The sequence below is a fragment of the Labrenzia sp. 011 genome (genome assembly GCF_003075075.1).
Lineage (GTDB): Bacteria > Pseudomonadota > Alphaproteobacteria > Rhizobiales > Stappiaceae > Roseibium.
The window spans coordinates 150,666-171,455 of sequence record NZ_QCYM01000005.1; the positions used below are offsets into that span (position 1 = coordinate 150,666).

General features: G+C 60.2%; 21 protein-coding genes. 10 read left to right on the top strand and 11 right to left on the bottom strand.

Annotated features, from left to right (window positions below):
- Positions 1 to 48: 48 nt before the first annotated feature.
- Positions 49 to 1,266: an acyl-CoA dehydrogenase gene (locus DCO57_RS08130; RefSeq protein WP_116698381.1), complete on the bottom strand. Its 1,218-nt coding sequence runs from the start codon at positions 1,264 to 1,266 to the stop codon at positions 49 to 51.
- Positions 1,267 to 1,422: 156 nt separating this feature from the next.
- Here DCO57_RS08130 and DCO57_RS08135 point away from each other — a divergent pair, with 156 nt between their 5' ends.
- Positions 1,423 to 2,346 (top strand): LysR substrate-binding domain-containing protein, encoded by a 924-nt coding sequence (locus DCO57_RS08135; RefSeq protein ID WP_116698382.1) that lies wholly within the window; start codon positions 1,423 to 1,425, stop codon positions 2,344 to 2,346.
- Positions 2,347 to 2,480: 134 nt separating this feature from the next.
- Positions 2,481 to 3,383, top strand: a complete 903-nt coding sequence (yegS, locus tag DCO57_RS08140) for a lipid kinase YegS (RefSeq protein WP_208977853.1) — start codon at positions 2,481 to 2,483, stop codon at positions 3,381 to 3,383.
- Positions 3,384 to 3,395: 12 nt separating this feature from the next.
- On the opposite strand, the gene DCO57_RS08145 is transcribed toward yegS, so the two are convergent.
- The 8 genes from DCO57_RS08145 to DCO57_RS08180 all read right to left on the bottom strand — a co-directional run bounded on the left by DCO57_RS08145 (position 3,396) and on the right by DCO57_RS08180 (position 10,142).
- Entirely contained in the window at positions 3,396 to 4,187 is a 792-nt protein-coding gene (locus DCO57_RS08145; protein WP_116698384.1) for a cephalosporin hydroxylase family protein, read from the bottom strand.
- Positions 4,184 to 5,017: an SDR family oxidoreductase gene (locus DCO57_RS08150; RefSeq protein ID WP_116698385.1), complete on the bottom strand. Its 834-nt coding sequence runs from the start codon at positions 5,015 to 5,017 to the stop codon at positions 4,184 to 4,186. Before DCO57_RS08150 ends, DCO57_RS08145 begins: the two co-directional genes overlap by 4 nt.
- A complete protein-coding gene (locus tag DCO57_RS08155; protein WP_116698386.1) occupies positions 5,014 to 5,505 on the bottom strand; it encodes an acyltransferase in 492 nt (163 codons plus the stop codon). The genes DCO57_RS08150 and DCO57_RS08155 overlap by 4 nt, the downstream gene beginning before the upstream one ends.
- Before the next feature lie 70 nt (positions 5,506 to 5,575).
- The gene (locus DCO57_RS08160; protein WP_116698387.1) at positions 5,576 to 6,817 is read right to left on the bottom strand and encodes a class I SAM-dependent methyltransferase; all 1,242 of its coding nucleotides are present in this window, start codon (positions 6,815 to 6,817) and stop codon (positions 5,576 to 5,578) included.
- Positions 6,817 to 7,359 (bottom strand): dTDP-4-dehydrorhamnose 3,5-epimerase, encoded by a 543-nt coding sequence (gene rfbC / locus DCO57_RS08165; protein WP_116698388.1) that lies wholly within the window; start codon positions 7,357 to 7,359, stop codon positions 6,817 to 6,819. Before rfbC ends, DCO57_RS08160 begins: the two co-directional genes overlap by 1 nt.
- Entirely contained in the window at positions 7,356 to 8,408 is a 1,053-nt protein-coding gene (rfbG, locus tag DCO57_RS08170) for a CDP-glucose 4,6-dehydratase (RefSeq protein ID WP_116698389.1), read from the bottom strand. The genes rfbC and rfbG overlap by 4 nt, the downstream gene beginning before the upstream one ends.
- The gene (rfbF, locus tag DCO57_RS08175; RefSeq protein WP_116698390.1) at positions 8,409 to 9,173 is read right to left on the bottom strand and encodes a glucose-1-phosphate cytidylyltransferase; all 765 of its coding nucleotides are present in this window, start codon (positions 9,171 to 9,173) and stop codon (positions 8,409 to 8,411) included.
- A 99-nt stretch (positions 9,174 to 9,272) separates the two neighbouring features.
- Entirely contained in the window at positions 9,273 to 10,142 is an 870-nt protein-coding gene (locus DCO57_RS08180) for a glycosyltransferase family 2 protein (RefSeq protein ID WP_205756106.1), read from the bottom strand.
- Positions 10,143 to 10,394: 252 nt separating this feature from the next.
- Here DCO57_RS08180 and DCO57_RS08185 point away from each other — a divergent pair, with 252 nt between their 5' ends.
- The 6 genes from DCO57_RS08185 to DCO57_RS08215 all read left to right on the top strand — a co-directional run bounded on the left by DCO57_RS08185 (position 10,395) and on the right by DCO57_RS08215 (position 16,111).
- On the top strand, positions 10,395 to 11,135 hold the full coding sequence (locus DCO57_RS08185) for a sulfotransferase family 2 domain-containing protein (RefSeq protein WP_116698392.1): 741 nt from the start codon (positions 10,395 to 10,397) through the stop codon (positions 11,133 to 11,135).
- Positions 11,136 to 11,155: 20 nt separating this feature from the next.
- Positions 11,156 to 12,280: a glycosyltransferase family 2 protein gene (locus DCO57_RS08190; protein ID WP_165814683.1), complete on the top strand. Its 1,125-nt coding sequence runs from the start codon at positions 11,156 to 11,158 to the stop codon at positions 12,278 to 12,280.
- A gap of 64 nt (positions 12,281 to 12,344) precedes the next feature.
- Positions 12,345 to 13,295: a hypothetical protein gene (locus DCO57_RS08195; protein WP_133192640.1), complete on the top strand. Its 951-nt coding sequence runs from the start codon at positions 12,345 to 12,347 to the stop codon at positions 13,293 to 13,295.
- 58 nt (positions 13,296 to 13,353) lie between these two features.
- Positions 13,354 to 14,160 (top strand): capsular polysaccharide synthesis protein, encoded by an 807-nt coding sequence (locus DCO57_RS08200; RefSeq protein ID WP_165814684.1) that lies wholly within the window; start codon positions 13,354 to 13,356, stop codon positions 14,158 to 14,160.
- 36 nt (positions 14,161 to 14,196) lie between these two features.
- Positions 14,197 to 14,967 carry a sulfotransferase family 2 domain-containing protein gene (locus DCO57_RS08205; protein ID WP_116698396.1) on the top strand — a complete coding sequence of 257 codons (771 nt, stop codon included), beginning with the start codon at positions 14,197 to 14,199 and terminating at the stop codon, positions 14,965 to 14,967.
- A 445-nt stretch (positions 14,968 to 15,412) separates the two neighbouring features.
- A complete protein-coding gene (locus DCO57_RS08215; protein WP_165814685.1) occupies positions 15,413 to 16,111 on the top strand; it encodes an FkbM family methyltransferase in 699 nt (232 codons plus the stop codon).
- 33 nt (positions 16,112 to 16,144) lie between these two features.
- Here the strand turns inward: DCO57_RS08215 and DCO57_RS08220 are convergent, their stop codons facing one another.
- Both DCO57_RS08220 and DCO57_RS08225 read right to left on the bottom strand, forming a co-directional pair.
- Positions 16,145 to 17,209 (bottom strand): glycosyltransferase, encoded by a 1,065-nt coding sequence (locus tag DCO57_RS08220; RefSeq protein WP_116698399.1) that lies wholly within the window; start codon positions 17,207 to 17,209, stop codon positions 16,145 to 16,147.
- Positions 17,199 to 18,146 (bottom strand): glycosyltransferase family A protein, encoded by a 948-nt coding sequence (locus DCO57_RS08225; RefSeq protein WP_116698400.1) that lies wholly within the window; start codon positions 18,144 to 18,146, stop codon positions 17,199 to 17,201. Before DCO57_RS08225 ends, DCO57_RS08220 begins: the two co-directional genes overlap by 11 nt.
- A 181-nt stretch (positions 18,147 to 18,327) precedes the next feature.
- On the opposite strand from DCO57_RS08225, the gene DCO57_RS08230 reads away from it, so the two are divergent.
- Positions 18,328 to 19,950, top strand: coding sequence for a long-chain fatty acid--CoA ligase (locus DCO57_RS08230; RefSeq protein ID WP_116698401.1), 1,623 nt, complete (start codon positions 18,328 to 18,330; stop codon positions 19,948 to 19,950).
- 11 nt (positions 19,951 to 19,961) lie between these two features.
- Positions 19,962 to 20,783 carry an SDR family NAD(P)-dependent oxidoreductase gene (locus DCO57_RS08235; protein ID WP_116698467.1) on the top strand — a complete coding sequence of 274 codons (822 nt, stop codon included), beginning with the start codon at positions 19,962 to 19,964 and terminating at the stop codon, positions 20,781 to 20,783.
- Positions 20,784 to 20,790 lie beyond the last annotated feature (7 nt).

The window sequence follows — 20,790 nt, forward strand, 5'->3', positions numbered from 1 at the left end:
TCTGACCGCAGGGCCGGAACCCGGTCAGTCCTGTGGCAAGCGCGCGGATCAGAAGAACGCCTGCAGGCCGGTCTGAGCGCGGCCGAGGATCAGCGCATGAACGTCATGCGTGCCTTCATAGGTGTTGACCGTTTCCAGGTTCTGGGCGTGCCGCATGACGTGGTACTCCTCCTGGATACCGTTGCCGCCATGCATGTCGCGAGACTGGCGGGCGATATCCAGCGCCTTGCCGCAATTGTTGCGCTTGATCAGCGAGATCATTTCCGGAGAGGCCCGGCCGGCGTCGAAGAGCTGACCGACCCGCAGGGCGGCCTGCAATCCGAGGGTGATCTCGGTCTGCATGTCGGCAAGTTTCTTCTGGAAGAGCTGGGTCTGCGCCAGTGGGCGTCCGAACTGCTCGCGGTCGATGCCGTACTGGCGGGCCCGCATCCAGCAGTCTTCCGCCGCTCCCATGGAACCCCAGGCAATGCCGTAGCGGGCGCGGTTGAGGCAGCCGAACGGTCCCTTGAGACCGGAGACATTCGGCAGCAGCGCATCCTCGCCAACCTCGACGCGGTCCATGACGATTTCACCGGTGATCGAGGCGCGCAGGGAAAGCTTGCCGCCGATCTTCGGCGCGCTGAGGCCCTTCATGCCCTTTTCGAGCACGAAGCCGCGAATGGCGCCGTCATGGGCCTCCGATTTCGCCCAGACCACGAACACATCCGCGATCGGCGCATTGGAGATCCACATTTTCGAACCGGTCAGCCTGTAGCCGCCGTCGATTTTCTCCGCGCGGGTCCGCATTCCCGCCGGGTCCGAGCCCGCATCCGGTTCGGTGAGCCCGAAGCAGCCGACGAATTCGCCGGTGGCAAGTTTCGGCAGGAACTTCTGCCGCTGCTCTTCCGATCCGTAGGCATAGATCGGATACATGACCAGGGAGGACTGCACGCTCATCATCGACCGGTAGCCGGAATCGACGCGCTCGATTTCCCGGGCGACGACGCCATAGGCGACATAGGAGGCGCCCGCACAGCCGTAATCTTCCGGCAGGGTGACGCCCAGCAGGCCGAGGGCACCCATTTCGTTGAAGATCTCCCGGTCGGTCTTTTCCTCCCGGTAGGCTTCGATGACACGCGGCTGCAGCTTTTCCTGCGCATAGGCGCGGGCGGTATCCTGAATCAGCTGTTCGTCTTCCTTGAGCTGATCGCGCAGGTGGAACGGATCTTCCCAGTCGAATGTACCGCCACCGGAGGGCGAGGACTTAACGGATGCCGGAGCGTTCATGATATCTCTCCCGGGCCGGTCGCTGCAGCCCATGTTTTCGGCCTGTCACCAGCCGGGATCATTCTATACACTCCAGTCTTGCCGCAATTTCATTTGCGGAAAAGCGAAAGCTGCTCCATCATTCATGACAAAATGGAATGAAGTGGAGGAAAATGCGTGCGACGCGCCTTTGTCCCGCCGGCGGACACCCTGATCGCTTTCGAATGCGCGGCCCGCCATTTGAGTTTCACGCGGGCGGCCGAGGAACTGCATCTCACTCAGGGAGCGGTCTCCAAACAGGTCCGTCATCTGGAAGACCGGCTCGGCGTCGAGCTGTTTCGCCGGGTGCGCCAGCGAATCGTCCTGACCGACGCCGGGCGGATCTATCTTCACGACATCCGCGGCGCGCTGGAGCACATGACCGCCGCCACCCGTCAGGTGATGTCCTATGCCGGCAGCGCCGACGTTCTGAACCTGGCCGTTCTGCCGACCTTCGGCACCCGCTGGCTGGCGCCGCGCCTGGCGGAGTTCGCCCGCCGTTACCCGGATGCGGGACTGAATCTGAGTGTGCGTCTGCAACCGTTCGATTTCCAGGAAGAACCTTTCGACGGAGCCATTCATCACGGCGATCCCGTGTGGGCCGGAGCCATTGCGGAACGATTGTTCGATGAAGAGGTTATTCCTGTATCCTCGCGGGCTTTCAGGGACAGGCACGAGATCCGGGCACCGGCTGATCTGGCGCGCGTGCCGCGCCTGCAACTGGCGACCCGTCCGCTCGCCTGGCGGCAATGGTTCGATCTGGCGGCTGTGGAGACGGACACGGCCTTCCAGGGGGCACGATTCGAGCAGTTCGTGATGATCTCCGAGGCGGCCATTCATCATGCGGGCGCCGCGCTGATCCCCAGGTTCTTCGTGGAAGACGAACTGGCCTCCGGACGCCTCGTTCGCCTGTTCGACCTGTCACTGGAGCAGCAGACGGCCTATTATTTCGTCTATCCGGAGGGCCGGACCATGCGGCCCGTCGTGAGTGCCTTCCGCCAGTGGCTCATGGAAGAGGCCAGAACGGCGCGAACCAGCCGGGAAGCCATGCTGCCCGGCTAGCCATGGGGCACAGGCGGGCATGTGCGTCGCAGCAAAGGGCTCAAGGCGGCCCCGGCGGCGGCAACCTCGGCCGGTTTTGAAACATGACAACATCCTGCGTTCGCGTGAATGCAGTGCTCTTCAGGGAGAAGCAATTGGACAAGCAGCATTTGCGCCTGCTCCTCAACGGCAAGTCGGCCGCCCGCGCCGACGTGCGCGCTGCCGTGGAGGCGGTGCGCTCAATTGGCCATGACGTGTCCGTACGGGTGACCTACGAGCCCGGAGACATTCCGCGCCTCGTCAGCGAGGCGCTGCGCGATCACGAGCAGATCGACACGCTCGTAAGCGGCGGCGGCGACGGCACCTTGAACGAGGTGGTGGATGCAGCGCTGCATGAGGTCGGCGAGGACGAAAAACTTCCCTTCGCCTTCGCGGTGCTGCCGCTCGGCACGGCCAATGATTTCGCCAGCCAGATCTGTCTGGATCCCGACGACATTCCTTCCTGCCTGCGCTTTGCCGCCGAAGCGGAGGCCAGGCCGACGGATATCGGCAAGGTGAATGGCTGCGTCTTCGTCAACATGGCCACTGGCGGCTTCGGGACCCGTGTGACGTCCGAGACCGACCCGAACCTCAAGAAGGTTCTGGGCGGGGCGGCCTATCTGTTCACCGGTCTGCAGCGCTTTTCCGAGCTGGCCGCCTGTGAAGGCCGGATCAAGGCGGAGGATTTCACCTGGGAAGGCGCGTTCCTTGCGCTGGCTGTCGGCAACGGTCAGCGCGCAGGCGGTGGAATCCGCCTGTGTCCGAAGGCCAGGCTGGATGACGGCTTTCTCGACCTGACCATCCTGCCTTTCCCAAGCTCGGGCCGGGCAATCGACCTGTTGACCATGCTGCTGGAGGGTGGCGCGGAAGGGCTGAACAGCGCTCTCATTGAAAGGAAGGTCCGCAACATCACCATCCAGACGCAGGAAAGCGTGCAGTTCAATCTGGATGGCGAGCCGATGAACGGACAGTCCTGGAACATCGGCATACAGCATCACCGGATTGATTTTCGCCGCTGACGGGCCGGCGGTCTATTTCACCCGCTTCAGCCAGCCGTCCGGAGCTGCGGAAATCATCAGCTTGTCGTTGACGCTCCTGTCGACTTCAAATTCCGGATGCGACGTCAGGAACTCGTGAACGGCGGTCTTGGCATTGTTGCCCGGCGCCCACGGCCGATCCGGAAAGGTGTTCTCCGGCAGATCCTCGATCACCGTATCGAAGACGAGGCAATAGCTGCCCCTGGTCGCCAGCTCCGCATAGGCGTTCAGTTCGGCCAGAACATGGTCGTGAGTGTGATTGCTGTCGAGGCAGACCAGGACCCGTTCATAGCCTTCCGCATGGGCGTGCACCCGCCGGATCATTGCATCTTCGATCGAGGATCCCTCGAACATGTCGATCTTGGACGACATGGGATGAGCCTCGATGGCCTCCCTGTTGTGGGACCTGATGTCGATATCGATCCCGAGCACGCGCCTCCCGGCGGTTTTCGGATCGACGACACCGCCGCTTTCCACGGCATCGCAATAATCCAGCATGGCCAGCAGGGACGCGCTCATGATCAGGGACCCGCCATGGGCGATTCCCGTCTCGATGATCAGGTCCGGCCGGGTTGCCCAGACGAGTTCCTGGAAGACGACCATGTCTGTCGGCAACTGAATGATCGGCCGTCCGCCCCAGGTGAAATTGTACATGTATTTTTCATCGAAGGCGGTCTTCAACCAGTTGCGGGAGAGGGCTTTCCAGTCGTCCCGTCCGCCATAACCGGAAATCCGGGTTTCCCGTTCGATCTCGAATTCCCTGACCGGGTTGGTGTCGTCGTTCATGGGTCAACTCCTGAATGGCTCGCGCTGCCGCCTGCCGCGCGCAGCAGCGAAGGCAGGTCGTCGATGAGGTTTCTCGGCGAGAAATCAAACTCGTTCTGAATTCTTGCTATGTCGATCGCGGGAAGTGCCCTGCGGACGCCGCCGGGCCGGAAGGAACAGCTGTAGCCCGCCCGTGTGACCGCGCCGGCAATGTCGCCATGCCGGGTCGCCCTGCCGCTGGCGACATTGTAGATCCGCTGCCGACCCGATCGCGCGATCCTCTCGGCGAGGGTGGCGACGTCGGTCATGGCAACATAGTCCTTCGAGGACTCGGCGGATTCCAGAAATTCCGCATGCCCTTTCGTTGCCAGATCGCGCAGCAGGGAGCCGAGAAAGGTATTCGGGCTCTGGTCCGCTCCATAGACATTCGACAGACGGATCACGCGGACTGCCGGCTGTTCCATCGCCAGGCACAGGGCCTCTCCCAGCATCTTCGACAGGTCATAGGTCGTGTCGGCGGACGGCGTCACACGGACAGGGCCGGTCTCGCCGGTCTGTGCGGTCTCGGTCGCCTGGCCGTAGATCCGGGTGCTGGAAAAATAGAGAAACGACTCGCAGGAAACCGTTTCCAGCAGCCGCGCCAGAATGCCCGCATGGGCCTCCACGGTAGCAAGCGGATGGTCGCGGAAGTTGCCGGTCAGTCCGACGCAATAGAAGACATGACCCAGATCGCCGGCAAGCGCCGCCAGTTCTGCCCGGCCCGGCGTTGCCACCTCATAGCCCTTGCCCTGCAGGTGCCGGACGATGTTTGCGCCTATGAAACCGCTGGCGCCGAGAACCGTCGCCTTCATTTTCGGATTCCGATCCTGCGCAGGGGATTACCGGCGACAATCGTATAGGCGGGGATCGTCCCCTTCACCACACTGCCCGCGCCGATGACGCACCCGGTATTGACGACCGCGCCGTCCAGAAACACGCAGTTCGCCCCGATCCACACGTCATCGCCGATGGTGATGCCGCCCCGGCTCGGCTGAAAGCCCTGCTCGACAATCAGTCGGTTGCGGTCTTCGAAGGCATGATTGACCGGCGCAAAGGTGCAGTTGGCCGCGATGGCGACATTGTTGCCGATTCTGAGGCCGTTTCCGGTATAGATCACGCAGCCGGAATTGAGGGTGACATTGTCCCCGATCTCGACGTTTCCACTGCCGCCGGCCGGCTTGAATTTGACGAAACTGTCGACAATGGAGCCGGCTCCGATCCGTATGAGGGTGCCGCGCACGCTGTCTTCGATATCGGCCAGTTTCGAGATTCTGGCTGTCGGGTCGATCTCAAGGGTCATGCGCGGGTGTTTCGCTCCTTTCCAGAGAAGTTTGGATGCCGTGGCAGGGTGTTGTCGGATGCAGGGGCCGTCAGGGGGCACCGTCAATCACCCGGACATCGGGAACGAATGTGACGAAGCGGGTGCCGGCGGCGGCCAGATCCGCGTTCTGTTTCGTGATTTCATCGGCGATGTTCCACGGCAGTATGACCAGATAGTCCGGCCGCCGGTCTCTCAGCACTTCGGGCGGGAGGACCGGAATGTGGCTGCCCGGCAGGAATTTTCCCTGCTTTGCCGGTGCCCCGTCGCAAACGAAGGGCAGGAGATCCGGGCCCACGCCTGCGAAGTTCAGCAGCGTGTTGCCCTTGGCCGCCGCCCCGTATCCGGCCACGCTCCTGCCGTCCTTCCTGGCCTGCAGCAGGAATGCGAGGAATTCGTTTTTCACCTGTTCGGCGCGCGGCTGGAAGGAGCGGTAGAACTCGGGCGTTTCCATGCCGCGCCGGCGTTCTTCCGCCAGCAATTTGTCAACGGCGCCGGTTTGCGCATGCGGGCCGTCCTCAAGGCAACCGTGGACCCTCAGGCTGCCGCCATGGGTTGGCAGTTCCTCGACATCGAAAACCCTGAGGCCTGCCGCAGCGAAGATGCGGGAGACCGTGCCCAGCGCCAGATAGGAGAAATGCTCGTGGTAGACCGTGTCGAACTGGCAGTACTCCACCAGGCGCATGAGATGGGGAAACTCCAGGGTCACGACGCCGGCCGGTTTCAGCAGCCGGGCCAGACCGTGCGTAAAGTCATTGATATCCGGAACATGGGCATAGACGTTGTTGCCGATGATGAGGTCGGCCTGTTTTCCGCTCGCCGCAAGTTCTTCGGCCAGGGCCGCACCGAAGAATTCACGCATCACCGGAACCCCGAGGGCTTCCGCCGCCGCGGCGGTGGAGGCGGTCGGTTCGATACCGAGGCAGGGGATCGCGGCCGCGACGAAATTCTTCAGCAGATAGCCGTCGTTCGCGGCGACCTCCACAACGAAGCTGTCCCCGTCCAGGTCGAGCCTGCCGGTGATGTCCCGGCAATAGGTCGCCGCATGCGCGAGCCAGCTTTTCGAGGTCGAGGAGAAATAGGCATAGTCCTTGTCGAACAGGCTGCCAGCGTCCGTATAGTCCTGTGTCTGCACCAGAAAACATCCGTCACAGACCATCAGCCGCAGCGGATAGGTCAGTTCCGGCGCGGACAGATCCTCTGGCGCAAGATAGGCGTTCGATGGCGGCGCATAGCCGAGGTCCAGGAAGGGCCGGGTCAGCTCGCGCCCGCAATGACGGCAGGTCTGTTTCATCAAATCGGATCCACATTCTTCAGGGGCGGCAGATTCCGGTCGCGTTCGGACAGGGTGCCGATCTCCAGAGGCCAGGCGATGCCGACTTCCGCATCCATGTGATGGACCCCGCCCTCGTGCTCCGGGCTGTAGCTGTGCGAATGGAAATACAGCAGCTCCGCATCCGGTGTCAGCGTCTGGAAGCCATGCGCGAAACCCGCCGGGATGTAGATCATCTCACCACCTTCCGAACTGAGCATCACGGACGTCCATTGCCCGAAAGTGGCGGAGCCCTTGCGCAGGTCGACGATCACGTCGAAGACGGCGCCGCGCATGCATTTCACAAGCTTGGCGTCCGCTTTCGGAGGGCGCTGGAAATGCATGCCGCGCAGGGTGCCCTTTTCCGCGCTGTGGGACATGTTGCACTGTTCCCACACCCCGGTCAGACCGTGACGGCGGAACTCCTCGCGGCAGAACATCCGGGCGAAAAAACCCCGGCTGTCGCCTCTGCGCTCCAGGTCGACGCGATAGGCGCCGTCAAGGGAAAGCGGTGTGAACTTCATCGGTCGGCCTCGAAGGCGGCGATCTGATCCCGGGTGACCTGAAGCGGGTCTGCGCCATCCATGACCTGACGATACCAGTCGACGGTCTTTTCGACCGCCCGGTCGAACCGCCAGACAGGCGCCCAGCCAAGGTCGCTGCGCGCCTTGTCGATCGACAGCGACAGCCGTCCGGCCTCGTGGAGGGCGTCGGCTTCGGAGGCGTCGGTCCACTTGCCGGGCCAGTGCTCCAGAATCGCTTCTGCCAATGTGCGGACGGGAAAGACATCCGCCGGTTCAGGGCCGAAATTGTAGCCGCTCTGGAACCGGGCCTCCTGCGAGGCGTGCACGCACTCGGCCAGCGTCAGATAGCCGTTCAGGGGATCGAGAACATGCTGCCAGGGGCGGATGGCGGCCGGGTTGCGGATTTTCACCGCCTCACCGGCTTGCAACGCCCGGATGATATCCGGCACGAGGCGATCTTCCGCCCAATCCCCGCCACCGATGACATTGCCTGCCCGGGCCGCCGCGATCTTCAGCCTGTCACCGCCGAAAGAGCGGCGCCAGCTTGCCGATACCAGTTCGGCAGCCGCCTTGGAGGCGGAATAAGGATCGTGACCGCCGAGAGGATCCGTCTCCCGGTAGGCATAGGCCCACTCGCGGTTTTCGTAGACCTTGTCCGTGGTCACGACGATGACCGTCACGGGATGGTCCAGCCGGCGCACCGCCTCCAGAAGATGCACGGTGCCCATGACATTGGTCGCCCAGTTGCCGACGGGGTCCTTGTAGGAGCGACGGACCAGGGACTGCGCCGCTAGATGGAGAACGATGTCAGGCGCATGCGCCGCAACTTCCGTCTGCAGCGCATCCGCATCGCGGATATCGAGGAGGGTGCTTTTCATCCGGCTGTCCAGGTCCAGGCCGGTGAAAAGACTGTCTTCTGCCTCCGGCGGCAGCGCGATGCCGGAAAGGTCGGCGCCCCGTCCGATCAGCAGTTCACTTAGCCAGGCTCCCTTGAAACCCGTGTGCCCGGTCAGGAGAACTCTCCTGTCTTGCCAGAAGGTCTTCGCCATCTACCAGATCTTCCAGGGCGCTTTGCCGGACTGCCACAGCTTTTCGAGCTGGTTCTTGTCCCTGAGCGTGTCCATGGCGGCCCAGTAACCGTCGTGCCGGAAGACGCCAAGCTGCCCGTCTTTCGCAAGCCCCTCCAGTGGGCTCGCTTCCCAGGGAGTGTCGTCGCCGTCGATCCGCGAGAGAACGGAAGGTTCGCAGACGAAATAGCCGCCATTGATCCACTGGCCGTCGCCCAGAGGCTTTTCGAGGAAGTCGGTCACCCGGTTGTCCGAAATTGCCAGCGACCCGTAGCGTCCCGGCGGCTGTATGGCGGTCACCGTCGCCTCGACGCCGCCGGTCCTGTGGTGTTCGATCAGCTTGTCGATCCTGATGTCGGCCACGCCGTCGCCATAGGTGAGGCAGAACGTGCTGTCGATATGGTCCGCCACCCGACGGATACGCCCGCCGGTCATCGTGGTTTCTCCGGTGTCGACCAGCGTGACTTTCCAGGGCTCCGCCTGCTGGCGATGCACTTCCATGCGATTCTCGTCCATATGGAAGGTGACGTCCGACATGTGCAGGAAGTAGTTGGCGAAATATTCCTTGATCAAATAGCCCTTGTATCCGCAGCAAATAATGAAATCGGTGATTCCGTTGGCAGCATAGATCTTCATGATGTGCCAGAGAATGGGTCGTCCGCCGATCTCGATCATAGGTTTGGGCCTGAGATGCGATTCCTCGCTGATGCGAGTTCCCAACCCACCGGCCAGAATAATTGCTTTCATCTTTTGCATACCGTCAAACGACTGAAAAATGGAAGTCAGCGCAGGAAATAGTTGAGGTATGTCTAGCAAAAGAGCTTCAGGTTGCAAACAGAATTCGGCCTACTTCCTCAGTCTCAGGGCCCGCAGAAGATGATCCTCCAGATCGTAGCGTGTCTTGATCCGTGAATCGCGCCACAAACGCCGGAAAAGCCTTATCCGTGTCCGGGGCGAGACCTTGGGAAGCTTGTGGACGACCTTGTAGCAGCCGAGCGTGTAGTTCAGCCGCTGCCGCAATTTGGCAAAGAAGGTTTTGGCGCCGTATTTCTCGAACGATCCGGAACCCTCCGCAAAGACGAATTCCACATCCTCGACCCAGACAGCCAGGTCCCGCATGACGAATTCCGCGACGACATAGGAGGCGACGCACCAGGCATGTGGATATTCGCTCCAGCGCCGGATGAAAATATCGGCACCGCCGTCGGACCGGCAGAGCCCGTAGCACCATTCCGAAGGGTAGGCGAGACTGCGCGGTACCTGTCCCCGTGCGAGCGAATCGGCATATCCGAAAATGATCGGGTCCGGCCGCAGGACGCGTTCGTCCGCGCCATTGACCCGCCGGACGGTCGGTGTGGCCAGCAGCTTGTCCGGATTGTCGTCCAGCGCCCTCACCAGCCCTGACAGGAAGTTCTCGCTGGACAGGTCATCGCAGGCGCGCAGGCAGAAGTAGTCGGCGTGTTCCCGGCCGTATTTCATGCAGAAGATGAAATTCTCCACCGCGGAAAGATGCCTGTCCTGCGTCAGCACCTCGAAACGGGGATCCTTCTCGCAATAGGCCCGAGCGATCTCGGCCGTTGCGTCGGTTGATCTGTTGTCGACGATGACCGCCCTGAAGTCCCGAAAGTCCTGATTGGCGATGCAATCAAGACTTTCCCGCATGGTCTTTTCGCCATTGTAGATGGGGAAGAGAACGAGAACTTTGGGGCTGCTCACCAGTTCCATCCGTAATCCCTTTTCGGTCGATGCCGGTTCCCGCAACCTTCGTCGGGATGCAGGATGCAGCGACGCGGTGGTCCCGGGGTGCAGGAAGCGCGCTGTTACTTAAGCCGCAGTGGCAAGTGCGGTCAACGGGGTGAAGGAGAACCGGACTGCAGGATGGTCGGGAGTTGAGAATTGGACAGGTTCGGCGGTTTCGGATAAGGCACCTCCGGACCGGCCGACCGGTCTTTGCAGTCAGGTGCACAGATGGACGACTATCAGCTCAGGAATTACCTCAAGTTTGCCCCCGCTCGGCTGGGACTGGCGCCACGGAAACACCTTTTCATCCACATTCCCAAGAATGGCGGAATGGCCATTCGCGAGGCGCCGCAACTGCAGGGAAAGCTGGTGCTCGCCAACCGCAGGCGCCTGAAAAGCAGGGCCTATGCGGAGGGGCTCAGGAACCACATGCTGCAGAATCAGACCAACCCGGGTTACGAACACGCCAGACTGAGGGATGTGGACCTGAGCGTACGCAAGGCCACGAAAGCCTTTGCGATCGTGCGCAATCCCTGGTCGCGCACCGTTTCCAGGTTCAAGTTCGCCCTGCAGACGCGAACCTATTCCGGCGATGCGCCGGACTTCTGTGAACGCGAATTCGAGATCTTTCTGGAGGAGCGTTACAAGTGGGGCTCCGAACCCTATTACTGGCACCGGGCGGTCTCGGGCTGGTATCCGCAGGAAGACTATGTGCTCGACGAAAGCGGAGACGTCGCCGTGGACGTCTTACGCCAGGAGCACCTCGGTGTGGAGCTGAAAGACTACTTCGGGTTTGCCAGCGAGCTGGAAAGACGCAATATCAGCAAAGCCTCCCGCGCCGACTACCGGGATATCTATACACCCAGGACGATCCGGATCGTTGCCGACTGGTATGCCGCCGACATTGAGCGTTTCGGTTTCGATTTCGATACGCCGGCGTCAAGAAACACATATTTTTCAGGTTCTTGAACCCAGGGAGAAGCAGGGCTGTGGCAGACAAGATCAGGGACCGGTTGATAGAAGCGTTCGGAACGTCCGTCGCGGACGGTCTGACACTGCCCGCGGACGGGGTGGTTGCCGTGATCCTGGCCTACAACGAAGCGCTCCGGTTCCCGTTCTTTCTGGAGCATTACCGGGCGTTGGGCGTCCGTCATTTCATTGTTGTCGACAACACCTCGACGGACGGTACGGGCGCCTTGCTCGCGGCTCAGCCCGACGTCAGCGTCATCCCGACGGAAAAGCCCTACAAGGACCACAAGTCCGAGTGGCGGCAACTGCTCTGCGAGCGCTATCTTCAGGACCGTTGGGTGCTCTTTCCAGATGTGGACGAGCTTTTCGTCTATCCGGGCTGGCCCGAGCTCCCGATCGACGCACTCACGCAATATCTGGATGAGGGCAGCTACAGGGCACTGTTCACGCCAATGGTGGACATGTATCCGCAGGGCCCGCTGAAGGACCTCTCCTACAGGGCGGGTGACAGTTTCCTGGAAACATGCCCCTGGTTCGATGCGGAAGGCTACCGCTACAATCCGCTGAAAGGCAGTCACGCCAAACGCTACAAGACGCCGGCGCGGCACGTCTTCGGGGGCACCCGGGAGCGGCTGTTTCACCAGGCCGCCAAAAGGCCGAAGACCCTTTTCGACAAGTTGCTGCTGTCGACCGTCTTCTCGCTTCGTGCCACGGCGCCTGAGAGTGTCGCCGGCAGGAAGCTGGATCACCTGCTGTTCAAGCCTGTCAAGAACGCCCTTCCGAGCCCGGCTGCCGTGCAGAGCAAGATTCCGCTGCTGAAATGGGATCGCGGCTACAGGTTCTCCGGCGGCGTGCATGGCATCGACAGACAGATCGCGGTGGCTCCCGACTGGGGCGTCCTGCTGCATTTCAAGTATCTCGACGACTTCGAAAGCAAGGTCTCCGAGGCACTTGAGCGCAGGCAGCACACCGACAATGCCGGGCACTATCGCGACTACAATGCCCAGATGAGCAGGCTGATCACCGAAGGATTGCATTACCCCGGCAGCGCCTTGTTTTCAGGCGTTCAATCGCTTATCGACTGTGGCCTGACGCGGGAAAGCAAAGCTCTGGCGGCCTGGTTGCAGTTGAATACAAAAACTTGAAAACGGGTGTCGTGATGGCAACCGGAAGCATCGCGTCCGCGATGGGAATGCAAAGCAGCTGTAGATGTCTATTTCCGAATATTATGAAAAAATAACCCTTCATCTTGGGGCGCATCGCACTGGAACCTCTTCCTTGCAAGCCGAGTTGCTTGAAATGATGCGCTCTGAAACGGTTGCTGGAAAAGATGTTCTGATTCCCCAATCCGCTGAGGATCGGATGCGTCCGGATCACAGAAGGGTATTGAACGATTACATCAAGAATTTTTCCAGAATGAACAAGAAATCGTCATTCTTCAAGTTCTTGTACAGGTATAAATTAAAAACCTCTTTCGACAGATTTGTTGAGTTCGTCAACCCGGCTTCGCCGGAACTGATTGTTTCTGACGAAAACATCCTGGGCCAGGCCATAAAAATTGAAAAGCCTGGAGTGCTCTATCCCGATGCCGTGAGAAACCTTCTTGCCGTAAGCGCTCTTCTCGGACCAAATCTGAAGAACATCTATCTTTCGGTGCGGCCGTATCCGGAATTCCTGCTCTCTTATGAACTCATGCGTGAAGCCTATTTCGGCCGTGGTCTTGGTTTTGACCAACTCAATCGATGGGCAGAGGCAGACGTGAAGGGCTGGACTCCGCTTGTTGAAAGTCTGGTTCGAGTGTTCCCTGAAGCCAAGATCGAACTGTGGCCATATGGAAATTTCCGCGTTTCGGACGGCTTGTCCAGACTGACAGGGATCGACGCTGGAAAAAACAGGGACAAAAGCGCAAGGAAGCATATCAATTCGGCACCTACCGAGGAGGCGCTGGAACGCCTTCAGGCGAAACGGAAGTCCAGAAAAAAGGTGACCAAAGCGCAGGTGGACAAAATATTGTCGGAAAGCGGTGGTGAAAAATTTCGGGTAGATAGAGTTTTCGATGAATCCGTTTCCAGAAAACTGACAGACCAATACAATCGGGAGCTGGGTGAGTTTGGAAAAATAAGTAATATTGAAATATTCACGTCTGGTTCGACAGTTTGAGTGCCCATGTATCGCTCACGATGCGTGTCGGAATGGCCAGGCGATGCGGCAATCGGAAATGCAGCTGATGTTGAGTGGCACTGCGCAGAAAGTCTATGGAAAATTGAAGAAGACCCGCGTGGGCAAATTGCTGCGCGGTCACACCAGTCCCGTTCTGCGGCCCGATCTGCCGAAAATCATCTATGTTTACTGGGACAAGGGCATCGACACCGCTCCGGACCTGTGCCGGTTTTGTGTGGAAAGCTGGAGGCGTCAGAATCCGGGTTGGAACGTCGTCGTACTGGACCAGAGCGCAGCAGAAAAAATTCTGCCCAGATCCCTGTTTCCCCGCAACATCGCGATTGCCCATTACGCGGACCTGCTGCGAATAAAGTTGCTGGCTGATACAGGCGGTGTCTGGGTGGACGCAACCTGCCTGTGCACGAGGCCATTGGACGAATGGCTCGGCATGATATTCACCCAAACGTCGTTTTTTGCGTTTCATCGTCCAGGCAGGGACAGACTCATTTCGAGTTGGTTCCTGGCGGCAAAGCCGGAATGCTTGATCACAAGTATCTGGCTTGAGAATGCGCTTGCGTTCTGGCATGGCCGCAAAAAGCTGCCGAGGGCATATTTCTGGTTCCACTATATGTTCGAGTATTCCGTGCTGATGTCTTCCGGTTTTCGCCGGGCCTGGAAGACGGTCCCTAAAATCAGTGCAGGTCCGCCTCACCGGTTCCAAAGAGCGCTTGTAAGGCAGCAGTTCAACAGTGAGGACAGGGAGATCATCAAGTCAATGCCGGTGCATAAGCTATGTTACAAAAGAGATTTTTCGGTCTCTGATGTAGAACGTGCCATGGGTGAAATCTGGTCGACGTCTAATTGATTGTGAATAATATTATTTTGTCTGCGGGGTGGGTAAATGAGTGGGTTTCTCAAGGAAAAGAAACTGAAATTAAAGAAAGTGGCAGCTAAGAAGTGGTTTTTCTACAACAAGAATTATGATGTAAAAAACTTTTTCAATCATGACAATGTTGCCGTTTTCCCTGAGATCAGGCTCTGCTTCAACAGAATCAAGAAGTCCGGAAATTCAAGTGTTTGCGCCTATTTGGCGGAAGTTTGCGGATATCCGGATTACGATTCACCGGAGGCCTTGAAAGAACATCTGCTAAGGCCGGAACATTTATCTTTCAGACAGCTGGCCAGCCTGAAATCCTATCATTCACTCGTAGTGGTGCGCGAGCCGTTCGAGAGAGCGCTTTCCGCCTTTCTGGACAAGATTGCGCACGATACGTCCGAGAGGTTTCGTCAATACGAAGGCTACCACGACGTGAGCGCCGATGGGTTTTCAAGATTTCTGAAGCATCTGGATGAAAAGGGACAGCAGGTAAACCGGCATTTCTGGCCGCAAACGGACCTTCTCTACAAGCCTCTGGAAGATTTTTCCCTGGTGGCAAAACTGGAGAACTTGTCCGAAGTCCTTCCGCCCTTTCTGGAGACGGTTTGTGGGCGGACAATTGACCGGGACCATTTGTCCGCTCCGCACGAAATGGAAGCGCAAAAGGCTGGCAACGTTACCAAGGCGAAGAACAAACTGAAATATTTCTATCGGGAAGAATCGATCTCACTGGTGCGAAAAATATACAGAAAAGATTTTGAAAAACTGGAGTATTCAGAAAAATTTCCAGTGTGAGTGTTCAAGATGAGGGTGGTGAATTATACGTGCCCGATTGAACGATCAGAATATATTCCGTTTTACAATTTGAAGTCCAGGATAGCGCGTCCCGGGGTGCTGAAATTGCTTCACAGGCAGGAGTTAGGGGCCCGGGCGGATTGCGCGCGATCCACTATCTTCTCTGCTTCCGCAGGGGCTGTATTCTTCTGGTGGTCCCTTGTTTTCCAGGGCTCCATCCCTTATCGACTGTGACCTGAAGAGGGAAGGCTGGGACTTCCGGCGCTGGATGTCGGAAAAGTCCACCCGGCCCGGATCGGCTCCGATCAAGCCCGTAGCGGGTGCGACGGTTCACGCTCCATCTCAACTTTGGCTTTGCGAACCGATCAGATAGAAGTCATGGCGCCGGGAGGGGTAGAATGCTCCGAACGCTCCGGACCGGCTTCTGACACAGGTAATGGACGGCATGCTCTCACACTTCGGACGCCGGCTCGCCTATAAGGTCAGGCGGAAATTCGCGCCCAGAACGATCAAGCTCCATGGCATCACGCTCCTGGCCGATCAGCAGGATGTGCCCAAGGGCATCCGCAAGCAGCTCTACCAGAAAAAATATGATCCTCGGAAATTCCTTTTGGTGCGGGAAGCCTTGATGCCGGCCGACCGGGTTCTGGAAGCCGGTGCAGGGATCGGCTTCATCGGCATTGCCTGCGCCCGGATCTGCGGTCCCGACAACATCCTGTCCTACGAGCCCAATCCGGCCATGAAGCCTGTCATCGAGAAGAACTACGCCCTCAACGGCATGCGGCCGAATTTGCGCAACAAGGTTCTCGCGACCGAGGCGGGGGAAGCCGAGTTCTTTTTTGACGAGGGTGTCCTATCATCCTCTCTGATCGACCGGAAGCATGGCAGCGCAACACGCGTGCCCGCCGATGCGATTTCCGACGTGGTGGACAGCTACAACCCGTCGGCCCTCGTCATGGATGTGGAGGGGGCGGAGGTCGATCTGCTCAGAAGCTGCAATCTGCGCAAGATCAACAAGATCATCATAGAGATGCACCCGCATGTGGTCGGGGCGGACAAGATCGAGGATCTCTGCAACTATCTGTCTGAGAACGGGTTCTCGATCGTAAGGCGCATCAGCAAGAGCTACTATCTTTCAAGGTGACAGATGATCCGCGGACGGAGCCGGCCCGTGGCGTCAGGCCGGAACGCCCTTGCTGAACAACGCCAAATAGGCATTCACGATGGCGTCTTCGGAGTATTTTTCCTGAAGAAACGCGCGCGCGTTGGCAATCAGCCCGTCTCGAAGCGCGTCGCTCTCGACGATCCGGGAAACGGAAGCGGCCAGACCCTCTGCATCGCCGCAGGGTGACAACAGGCCTGTCTTGCCGTCCTCGATCAGCCAGCTCGGACCGGACGAGGCCGTGGCCACGACGGGCAGACCGGCATTCCAGCCTTCCAGAACGACATTGCCGAGCGGCTCGTTGTCTGTCGGACACACGAGGATGCTTGCCGCTTTCAGGAAGGGCGAAGGATCGCGCTGCCAGCCGAGGAAGTGGATCCGTTGCTCGACGCCCAGATCCGAGGCGAGCGACTTCATGTCGTCCAGCAGCTCGCCGTCGCCGATCAGCCAGGCATGGACATTGTCCGGCAGCCTGTGCACGGCGCGGATGAGCAGGTCGAAGCGTTTGCGCTCCACGAAGCGACCGAGCGCGACCAGCACGGTGGCGTCCTGGGGCGTGTTGAAATCCGCCCGCCTGACGGGCTGCAGATCCTCCGGCAGCGGGTCGACGAAATTGCTGATCATATGCGCATTGTCCGCGGGCCAGCCCATCTCGACAGCCTGGCGGATGATCTCCGGCGTGTTGCCGATCAGCCGTTCCACGTTGCCATAGGTGTGAAACCCGTCGGGAAAGTCACCCAGTCGCAGGAAGGTCCGCAGGCCCGGTCCCGGCTTCGGCATCCATTTGCTGGCCGGACTCATCCAGCCGAGCGTGGCCGTTGCGCCGAAGGAGCGGATCTGGCCGGCAAGGTTCCAGCGGATGAGATGTCGTTTGATATGGGAACGGCTGAAGCGGATCTCGCGGACGTCGCAATGGTGCGCCAGTTCGTCCCGCCAGGGGCGGTCTTTGCGGATGAAGGCGACCTGTTCGACTCCCCGGCGCGCCAGGGCGCCCGAAAGGCGCACGAAAAAACGCTCCGCGCCGCCGTCGACGCCCAGATGGATATGGGCGAGTTTTCCGGGCTGGTCGTCAGTGGCCATCGATCACGTCGTAGTAGTTATGCGCCCGGCCGAAAAGGCCGCGCAGGTTGCCCGTTCCCTTCATCAGCCGGATCAGGCCGTAATAGAACAGCTTCTCCCCCCGTTTGCGGAAAAACGGTTTGATCACGAACCCGATCACGGTTGCCAGAAAACCGAAGAATATCCGCCGTGTGCTCTTGGGGATGAAATGCATGGCCGCCTTCAGCCGGCCCTCGCGCAGCACCATGTTGAAGGTGCCCGATGTCGCCGCCATGTGCATGCGGCTCAAAAGCCTGCCGGTGGTGACGCGCGAGGCCGGGATATCCTCTTCGACGAAAGCGTCGTCGACCCAGATCATCTTTGCGCCGGCCGCATGGGTGCGGCGGAAGAAGTCGATATCCTCGCTGCCGAAGGTCAGGCGTTCGTCGAAGCGCAGGCCAAGCCCGTTCTTCGAGATGATCCGCGCACTGAGCAGGATGTTGTTGGTCGGGGCTTCGGTGATCACCGTGCCGGTCGGCCGTGACTTGAGCAGCTGGGATTTCCACCAGTGCGGTGCCGGCTTTTCATAGATCCGCCGTACCGGACCGTTGGCGACCTCGGCCTTGTGCTGCGTGCAGGCGGACAGGAGCTTTTCGATCCAATCCGGCTCGGCGCGCTCGTCGTCGTCGATCAGGGCGACCCAGTCCGGATCATGCTCCAGCGCCGCCTCGAGGGCGGTGTTGCGCGCAAAGGGAATGCCCCTGCGCTTCTCATGATGGAAGAACACCGGCAGAGACAGCCGTTCTTTCAGCGCCTCGGCGGCTGCGCCCGTGAAATGCGGTTGCGGATCGTTTTCGACAACGACGATCGACAGCTCGGAATTGTCCGGCTGGATCAGGTTGTCGAGGCTTTCAAGGCAGGCTTGCAGCATTTTCGGCCGTTGCGCCGTGCAAACGGCAATGACCAGTTTCTGGGTCATCAAGGGGTCTCGGTCTCTTCGTTCTGCGGCGGATCGGATCGGGTTGGGTTTGGCCCAAGACCGGCGCGCTGTCAAAGGGTTTCACCGAAAGGGGGCCTTCCCACCGCATGTTTGCCGCGCTACGGTTTGCGCCTCACCCTTTAAAGGTCTGTGAAAGCAGCCGTGTTCTGGGAGGAAACACATGAAGGGAATGATGATGCACCGTCCGCTGAAAATTGCGGACCTGATCACGTTCGCGGCAGAAAAATATCCGACTGGCGAAATCGTTTCCGTGCGCACGGAAGGCGATATCCATCGGGCCACCTACAGGGAAACGGCCAGGCGCATCGCCCGGCTCGCGCATGGGCTGAGGAAGCTTGGCGTGAAGGAAGGCGACCGGATCGCGACGCTTGCCTGGAACGGCTACCGTCATTTCGAACTCTATTACGCGATTTCCGGCATCGGAGCGGTCTGCCACACGATCAATCCCCGCCTGTCGGCAGCGGAAATGACCTACATTGTCAATCACGCGCAGGACCGCATTCTTTTCTGCGATCTCACCTTCGTTCCGATTCTGGAAAAGCTGCGCCCGCAACTGCCGGAAGATCTCCGCATCGTCATCATGGCCGATCCCGGCCACATGCCGCAGACCTCGCTGGACGGCGTGATGTGCTACGAAGACATTCTGGAAGGCCAGAGCGAGGAGATCGACTGGCCGGACCTGCCGGAAGATCAGGCGGCGGGGCTGTGCTACACCTCCGGCACGACCGGCCATCCCAAGGGCACGCTCTATTCCCATCGCTCCACGGTGCTGCATGCCCTCGGCATGTGCGTGACCATTCCCAAGGCACTCAGTGAAGGCAGACGCATTCTGCCCGTGGTGCCGCTGTTTCATGTCAACGCCTGGGGGCTGCCCTATGGCGCGCCTCTATCCGGCGCCAGCCTGATCTTTCCGGGCGGGGCCCTGGACGGCAAGAGCCTGTTCGATCTCATGGACCGGGAAAAGGTCTATTCCGCCTGGGGCGTGCCGACCGTCTGGATCGGGCTGATGGCCGAGATCAACCGGCGCGGCCGGCTGCCGGAAGAATTCGGCGACGTCGTCATCGGCGGCTCTGCCGCGCCCCGGTCGCTGATCGAGGCCTTCGAGACGAAGGGCGTGAACGTCTGCCATGCCTGGGGCATGACCGAGATGAGTCCGCTCGGAACCCAGTGCAATCTTTCGCGGGAGCTTGACGATCTTCCCCTCGACAGGCGCATCGACCGCAAGCAGTCGCAGGGCCGCAGGATGTATGGCGTCGAGCTGAAGATCGTCGATGACACCGGCAACCGTCTCCCCCATGACGGCAAGACGCCCGGACATCTCTACGTGCGCGGCAACACGGTGACATGCGGTTATTACAACAACCGGGAAGCGTCGCAGGCGGCCTTCGATGACGAGGGCTGGTTCTGCACCGGCGATATCGCCACCATCGATCCCGAAGGCTTTCTGAGTGTTACCGACCGCTCCAAGGACCTGATCAAGTCGGGCGGCGAGTGGATCAGTTCCCTGGCCCTGGAAAATGTCGTCATGTCCCATCCGGGTGTCGCCAATTGTGCGGTTATCGCCGTGCCCGACGCCAAATGGGACGAACGGCCGCTGCTGGTGGTTCAGGCAAGGGACGGGGCCGAGCCACCGAAGGAGGAGCTTCTGAACATCCTGGCCGAGCATGTCGCCAAATGGCAAATGCCCGATGACATCATCTTCGTGGATGCGCTGCCGATGACGGCGACGGGCAAGGTGTCCAAGCTGACACTGCGCAAGGAATATACGGAGCCTGCGGAATGACGGCGCAAAGCATGACCCCGGCTGCCCTGTTCAGCCTTTCGGGCAAGACCGCCCTTGTAACCGGTGGCGCGACGGGCATCGGCCGGATGGCTGCCGAGGGTCTTGCGGCGGCGGGCGCGCGGGTGCTCATCGCCAGCCGCAACGCTGAAGCCTGCGAAGCCGCCGCAGACGAGCTGAACGCTCTGGGCCTTCGGGGACAGGCGGAAGGCTTCGGCGGCGATGTTGCGAGCGAGCAAGGCATTGCCGCCCTGGTTGCCGGTGTCGGCGACCGCTGCGACCGACTCGACATTCTGATGAACAATGCCGGTACCAGCTGGGGCACGCCGCTCGGCGCGTTTCCCTATTCCGCCTGGGACCGGGTGATGCGTGTGAATGTGACCGGGCTGTTCCAGCTGACCCAGGACCTGTTGCCGCTGCTTGAACGGGCCGCAAGCGACGACGACCCGGCCCGGGTGGTCAATGTGGGGTCGGTCATGGGCGAAACGCCTCATGGCGACCGGGCCTACAGCTACGCGGCCTCCAAGGCCGCCGTGCATCATCTGACCAGGATCCTCGCCAGCGAACTGGCGCAAAGACGCATCACGGTCAACGCGCTGGCTCCGGGCCCCTTCGTCAGCAGGATGACCGCCTTCGCCACTGCGGACGAGGAGGTCCGTTCCCGTGTCGGCGCGCAGGTACCGCTCGGGCGTGTCGGCCGGCCGCAGGACATCGCGGCCGCCATGCAGTTTCTGTGCGGGCCTGGCGGTGCCTATGTCACCGGCGCGATCCTGCCGCTCAGCGGCGGTATCAACGTCGAGACGGGGCCGGACCTGTTCCAGGAAGCCTATGAGTGAACGTCAG